Consider the following 6,760-nt stretch of genomic DNA (forward strand, 5'->3'; position numbering starts at 1 on the left):
TTATGCTCCTAAAGCGTTTAAGAATTTCATTTCGCGAGCCAAGAGTGCATCGCCATCGACGCGAACGTCCCCGCGCTGATACGCGTCTTGTAAGCCTTGCTCGCCAGAGCAGAGCGCTTGTAGCGTCGCATCGGATAATGTGATTTCAGCATCAGGATGCGCAGCAGAGCCAACTGTTACTTGTGCAGGACTGGCACTGAAATCGATGCACCATGTGCTGTCTATATCACTGAGCGAAAACTGGACAACTCCTTTTGCTGCAGTCGCAGGCTTGGCACTTAAGTGCGCGGCGATTTGCTCAAAAATAGCGGGAGCTTCTGATGATTTAGTTGCTGGTGCGGATGCTGCTGGATTAGCGCCTGTTGTATTTTTAGCTAAACGATCAGCTTTGGCTTGTGTGATCAGAGCAGGATCCATCTCCGATAGTACAGACAACTTATTTGACGCCATGACATTGCCATGAACTTTCATTTTGCCACCGAAGAATAACTTTTGAACTTCTGCTTGATCGCCAGAAAATAAGACTGGCGCATATTCTGCATCCATCTCAATAGTGACATCTGGCTTAGGTAGCACCCCTTCACCAGCAATTGGCTTGGCACTTTTCAAGTCCAAGAACCAATTTGATTCAGGGGCATGAAAGCTAAATTGGAAGCTAGTTTTCACTTGCTCTGAGAGTTGTGGTTTCGAGGAAACAAAAGCTTTAATGCCTGCAAATACATCGGCTAAGACAAAAGCATTTTCTGCTTCGACGACGGCAGCAGCAGGCGTTGTGACTTCTGCGCTAACTCGCGCTGTTTTTGCGGCATCTATAGCGGCCGGGTCCATGCCAGCTAGCGCCGATAGTTTATTTGATGCCATAACATTGCCATGCACTTTCATCTTGCCACCGAAGTAGAGTTTTTGTACCTCTCCTTGGTCGCCGCCAAACAGCGTGTTGACGTGTTCATTATCCAGCTCAATGGTGACATCGGGTTTAGCGATTTCACCCGCTCCGACTTCACCCTGGCCATTTTTCAGATCGATAAACCAACTCGATTCAGGATTATGGAAGGTAAATTGGAACGTAGTTTTCACTTCAGCTACAAGCTCGGGTTTGCTGGCAACAAAGTCTGCAATAGCGGCGAAGTAATCATCCACAATCACAGAATTTACTGCTTCTACAGATGCTGCATCTGATGTGTGTGCTGCTTTTTTAGGTGCTGGAATTTCGGTATATAGCTCTATGACAGCGTTTTTAATAACAACTTCATTGCGTTCTTTAACCGAGGTTTCAAACACGATACGAGTGTCTGACTCTCGCCACATTTTGGTAATTAATGTTTCGCCTGGGTAGACACTTTTAGCGAAGCGAACCTTAATGCTTTTGAAATAGCGTGGGTCATTATTGCTAAAGGCTTTAATAACGTGCCGACCACAATAGCCATAGGTACACATGCCGTGAAGGATGGGCTTATCGAAGCCAAACGCTTTGGCAAATGCTGGGTCGGCGTGTAGCGGATTCCAGTCGCCGGAGAGGCGATACAGCAGCGTTTGATTGGCGTCGGTTTTCTCTTCAATAACAGCATCGGGCTCTCGGTTTGGAGGTGTGTTGACGTCTGCGCTTGGCCCACGATCACCACCCCAGCCACCAGCACCACGCACAAATGAGGTCATTTCGTTATAAGCAATTTCCTCACCGCTTTCATCGAGGGTGTGCACAGCAAAAGTGACCACAGCGTGTGGATCTTTATCCCAGGCCTCTTTAAATTTAAAGATGTGCTTGAGCTTTGCATTCGTCGGTAATGGACGTTTGATTTCAGTGTATTGCTCACCATGCAGGATGCGATCAAAACCATAATTTTGGCCGGGTAACTTCAAGCCACCTGCTTTAGCTGCCTGTAGCATGGCGTTGGATTGTGGCATCACGCCGTAAGTTGGAAGTACAGCAAAGTCGCTACCCATCTCATAGACATAATTTAGTTCAGCTTTGTCTAGTGGGTCACGCGCAGCGCCAATACCGAGGGCATACAGAGCTACATCGCGCTCGTCATAGCTATTTTCCAACACCAACTCGCATTTTACTGCTTCATCTAGATCAATAAATTCGTTGCCACCTAAGCGTGGGTTATTGATGTTATGCAGGATGGGCGCGAAAGAGTCGTTGACGGTAGCGGGGTGGCCAGCGTTGGTAAAGTCGCCAATGGTGTTCCATTTATTCGCCACATCATCGACGCTAAAGTTTTTCCCCAGTGGGAATGATTGCCCCTGTGTACGCTCCCAGCGAAGTTGCGAAATATAGCCAGCGCCAACTTCAAATATTCCCTTGGTTTGCTCGCAATCTTCATGGCATAGCCATGCTACTAATGGACTGACATGCTCGGGCTTGAGATTAGCTAGCAGTTCCGGCGGCATGATCGTTTCGGTGAGACGTGAGGCGGCGATTGGCGCAATGGTATTGACTTGAATTCCTTTGCTACGCCCTTCTTCAGCTAGGCAGTTCGCCAGTCCAGCAAGGCCGAGCTTCGCCGCACAATAGTTGGCTTGGCCGAAGTTGCCATAAAGGCCAGCGGCTGAAGTAGTCATGATGATACGGCCATAACCTTTATCGCGCATGATCGGCCACGCGGCGTGTGACACACTCATTGAGCCAGTTAAGTGCACTTTGAGGATCAGGTCCCAGTCGGCCTGAGTCATTTTATGAAAGCTAACATCTCGCAAAATGCCGGCGTTGTTGATAACAATATCTACTGTACCAAAGGCGTCTAGTGCGGTTTGCACAATACGCTCTCCATGTTCTACGGAGTCGTAGTTAGCCACTGCCTCGCCACCAGCGGCGATAATTTCAGCGACTACCGCATCGGCAGCAGTGGAAGACTTGCCATCGCCGTGTGCGCCGCCACCTAGATCGTTAACAACTACTTTGGCCCCTAGTGAGCCAAGAAGAAGTGCGTGTGATCGGCCTAAGCCATTGCCTGCACCGGTGACAATCGCCACGCGTTGATCAAATCGTAATGCCATGAAGTGGGCCTCGCTGATAATATTTACAATATGTTCGTTCAACATGTATTATTTATAGGTCACGACGCGCCAATCTGTCAATAAAATTATGACTGATCAGTCAGATGTATGATTAGCTTTCGAAGAAAACTGAATTGGAGAGGCCGCATGGCGTCAAAGGCACCTGAGAAGCCCAGTCGTCGCACGCAAGTTGAGCGCAGCCATGCCATGCGTGAGCGCTTAATCAGTGCCACCATCTGTTGTTTAGATCGTGATGGCTACGCAGGCACCACCTTCAAATCCATTGTGACTGAAGCAGATGTGTCATTGGGTGCGCCATTGCATCATTTCGCCACCAAGGCTGCACTCATGGAAGCAGCTGCTACGCGTCTCATTCAACGGCTATATATCGAATTGGGTAAAGCATTTAGCGGCCTTGCATCATCAGATAACCGTTTGACTGAAATGATTCAAATTGGCTGGAGCACATTATTTAATCAGCAGGAAACCATTGCGTTGTTGGAGCTGACGCTTGCTAGTCGCCGCGATACTGAGTTGGCCGAGGTGATGCGAAAGCTTGGGCTCGCAGGCTTTGACATGCTGGACAATGCAGCCAAACATTACTTTGTGAGTAGAAGTAGTGAAGATCCAGTGAGTGATTACTTTGTTTTGACGCACTGGCTGATCCGTGGCATGACAATCGATCAACACCTGCTGAGCAGTTCTGCTGCGCCTGATCATTATTTAAGGCTGTGGTCAGGCTTATTGCAGGGAAAGGTCGCAGTTAAGCCTGAAGTAGTTGCGGCTCCACCTAAGCCAAAGCGATGGCCTAGTGATAAGCCATCACCCTAGCAGGCTGAGATGCGATAACTCGTAACTTGCAAATCTTAGTTATTGCAAAGTGGGAGATGCATAGATGTCGCTTAGGAGCCCTTGCGAGCCAAAAAGGTTCTCCCGCCACTGCTGCTCTAATGATCGTGTGTCATCTTGAGTGGGATGGAAGTTTCTTTTGAAGAAGTCTGGTAGTCGTCGAGGTACATGCTTTAAAAGACCATGCCTACCAAACAACATCGCAGCCCCTTTCAAGTGCGATTTGATATGTCGCTTTTGTAACTGATTGTCATGGGCCAAAATGGCCACCAAGCTCCCTATCAGGACGGGTACTAATGCCGCAGCAACTAGTGGTCCAGCTTGTAACTTTAAGCGCCAGCTATTGCTAACTCGCGTATATACATCGTAAGCCACGGATTTATGCTCTAGTTCTTCAAGCGCATGCCAAGTCCAAAGCTTTAATGATTCAGGCTCACAGGCCTCACGGAACTTACTATCCTGTAAAAATGACTCGGCAAAAATAGCGGTAAAGTGTTCCATGAAGATGGTGCAAGCTAGTTGTTGTTCTGGCGAGAATCGTTCTAGTAAGTAAAGACCCATTTTTACGCCTTTATCGACGAAGTCGACGCGAATACCTTTCTCGCTAAAAATCGCATTCAGACGGTCATGCTCACGACCATGTAAGGCTTCTTGACCAATGAAGCCTGAAACTTGGGCTTTGAGCTCGGAGTCAGTGATTTGCTCTCGAAAGTGACGTACAGATTCGACAAAAAAACGTTCACCGGGTGGGAATGATCCCGAAAGCACGGCAATAAAACTGGATGCAAAGGCATTATTGGCTATGGGGTAGCGATGTGAGTTGTAGTAATCATGGGAAAATTTAATATTGCGAGGTGGGATGCCTACGCTGGCACCAGCTAAACCTGATGACTTGATGTTGGTGGATGATTCCATAGTATACCTCATGTGACATTTTGTAATGTTCCATTTAATGTGTCATGACTGGTTGGTCACGGTCAAGCAGTCAATAGATAATTTTTGTTGCGAGCTGTTGGCAAGTGTAGTGGTCAACTAATCTCGGACACAGTTTTAAGTTTTTTTTCCGCTACTGTCGGTGCCAAACCAGCATTAAACTGGTGCGGCCTGACCCAGGTGTAACGCTCCACCAAGTAACTCACATCTTGCATCGCTTCTCGCCGAGTCATTTAGCCAACACTCGGCACTCATTCAGTTTTCAAGCTTCTAAACAACCACTCCATTGGCGCATTGTCCCTGCAATCTCCACGGCGACCCATGCTTTGCTGAATTCGATAGCGCCATAGGCGCTGACGGAACCGGCGACTGTCATATTGGCTACCTTGGTCCGAGTGAAGCATCACACCCTCACTGCTCAACGGCCATGTCCAGCGCCTTAGTCACTAGGTCAGCATCGAGATGCTCGGGGAGCGTCCAGCCAACACCGCCGCTAAGTAGCACCAATGCCCCTTGCTCCCACAGATACGTGATATCGCCACACCGGACCTGATTAGGCGCCGAGACAGCAAACTCGCAATTCAGCATGTTCGGTATATCTGATCGTTCAACAGTCGCCTGTATATAGGCATGCTTGCCAGGTTGTATGCTGATTAGACCTGACTCTTCCATTAGTCTAGCCACTTTAAAACGACCTATGGCAATGCCATGTTGCTGCCACATCATGTCACAGACGCTGCGGCTACCTGCTGAGCTTCGGCTCTGTATGAACAGCTCATTCTCACGCTTGCGAAGCAGTAACCGCTTCAGTACCTATCAGAGCGCTTGCAGCTGATGCAGATGCTAGTCAGCACCTCTGTGAAGCAGGATTTCTATGATGTTTGTCAATAAATATCCCACATATGTCAATAGATGATCCCTCTATCGTCGGATTGACTGGCTAGGATAGGTATCTGTTGGATATCGAAGCCGATGCCATCAATTTAATTGCTTGTATTAAATGTAAGGCTTCAATAATAAAAAGGAAAAAGCACATGAACAAACTGATTCTTCCTGCATTTTTAGTCGCAGCCTCGGTGGCGCCATTCGCGCAGGCAAACCAAACACTTTGTGTCTATGACTTACTGGGTAGTGCTGGCGATATGGTCAATATCGCTAAAGACTACTCATTAGCAGCGCAATCCATGGGCGCTAAAATATCAATCAAGGCATACACCGATGAGCGTGTAGCCACCGAAGATTTGAAGGCTGGAGAGTGTGATGCGGTGATGGCAACCGGATTTCGTACTCGCCAATTTAACCCAACAGCCGCTGCATTAGACTCGTTAGGTGTGTCGACCATTATTCGTAATGGCAAAGTCGATATGCCGGCGAGCTATGAAACAGTGCGGAAAACCATTCAAACATTTTCATCACCTGCTGCTAGTAAGTTGATGGTCAATGGTCGATATGAGGTCGCTGGCATTATTCCGTTTGGTACTGCGTATCCTGTGGTTAATGATCGCAAAATTAATACAGTTGAAGCATTAGCAGGTAAGCGAATTGCCTCGTTTGATTACGATAAAGCGCAGGCCATTATGATTCAGAAAATTGGCGCGCAACCGGTTTCAGCCGATATCACTAACTTTGCCGGCAAGTTTAATAATGGCTCTGTGGACTTCATTGCTGCTCCGGCCATGGCTTATCGTCCACTAGAGCTTTATCGCGGCATTGGTACTAAAGGTGCTATTCAGCGCTTCCCCATTCTTATTTTGACTTATCAAATCATTATCAACGAGACGAAGTTTCCTGAGGGCTTTGGTTTGAAATCACGCCAGTACTGGCTTGGTCAATTTAACCGTGCGATGACACTAGTGAATAAGGCGGAGAAAGATATTCCAGCAGCAACTTGGGGTGATTTAACCCCCGAGAATATGGTCAAGTTGATACGGACCTATTTCTATAGACACTAATTTAGGCGAAGGCGCTAGTCACACAA

General features: G+C 47.8%; 4 protein-coding genes and 1 pseudogene. 2 read left to right on the plus strand and 3 right to left on the minus strand.

What is annotated here, in order from left to right:
* On the minus strand, positions 1 to 3,000 hold the full coding sequence (locus AC3DKE_RS08585) for an SDR family NAD(P)-dependent oxidoreductase (RefSeq protein WP_116208178.1): 3,000 nt from the start codon (positions 2,998 to 3,000) through the stop codon (positions 1 to 3).
* Between the two features lie 147 nt (positions 3,001 to 3,147).
* On the opposite strand from AC3DKE_RS08585, the gene AC3DKE_RS08590 reads away from it, so the two are divergent.
* Positions 3,148 to 3,831 carry a TetR/AcrR family transcriptional regulator gene (locus AC3DKE_RS08590; protein ID WP_181898999.1) on the plus strand — a complete coding sequence of 228 codons (684 nt, stop codon included), beginning with the start codon at positions 3,148 to 3,150 and terminating at the stop codon, positions 3,829 to 3,831.
* Between the two features lie 39 nt (positions 3,832 to 3,870).
* Here the strand turns inward: AC3DKE_RS08590 and AC3DKE_RS08595 are convergent, their stop codons facing one another.
* Entirely contained in the window at positions 3,871 to 4,764 is an 894-nt protein-coding gene (locus tag AC3DKE_RS08595; RefSeq protein ID WP_116208078.1) for a metal-dependent hydrolase, read from the minus strand.
* Between the two features lie 113 nt (positions 4,765 to 4,877).
* Positions 4,878 to 5,592: pseudogene (locus AC3DKE_RS08600) on the minus strand (IS3 family transposase); the annotation flags it as partial.
* A 224-nt stretch (positions 5,593 to 5,816) separates the two neighbouring features.
* On the opposite strand from AC3DKE_RS08600, the gene AC3DKE_RS08605 reads away from it, so the two are divergent.
* Complete coding sequence (locus tag AC3DKE_RS08605; RefSeq protein WP_487990453.1) at positions 5,817 to 6,734, plus strand: putative solute-binding protein; 918 nt, start codon at positions 5,817 to 5,819, stop codon at positions 6,732 to 6,734.
* Positions 6,735 to 6,760: the final 26 nt, after the last annotated feature.

The organism is Paraperlucidibaca sp. (assembly GCF_982810325.1).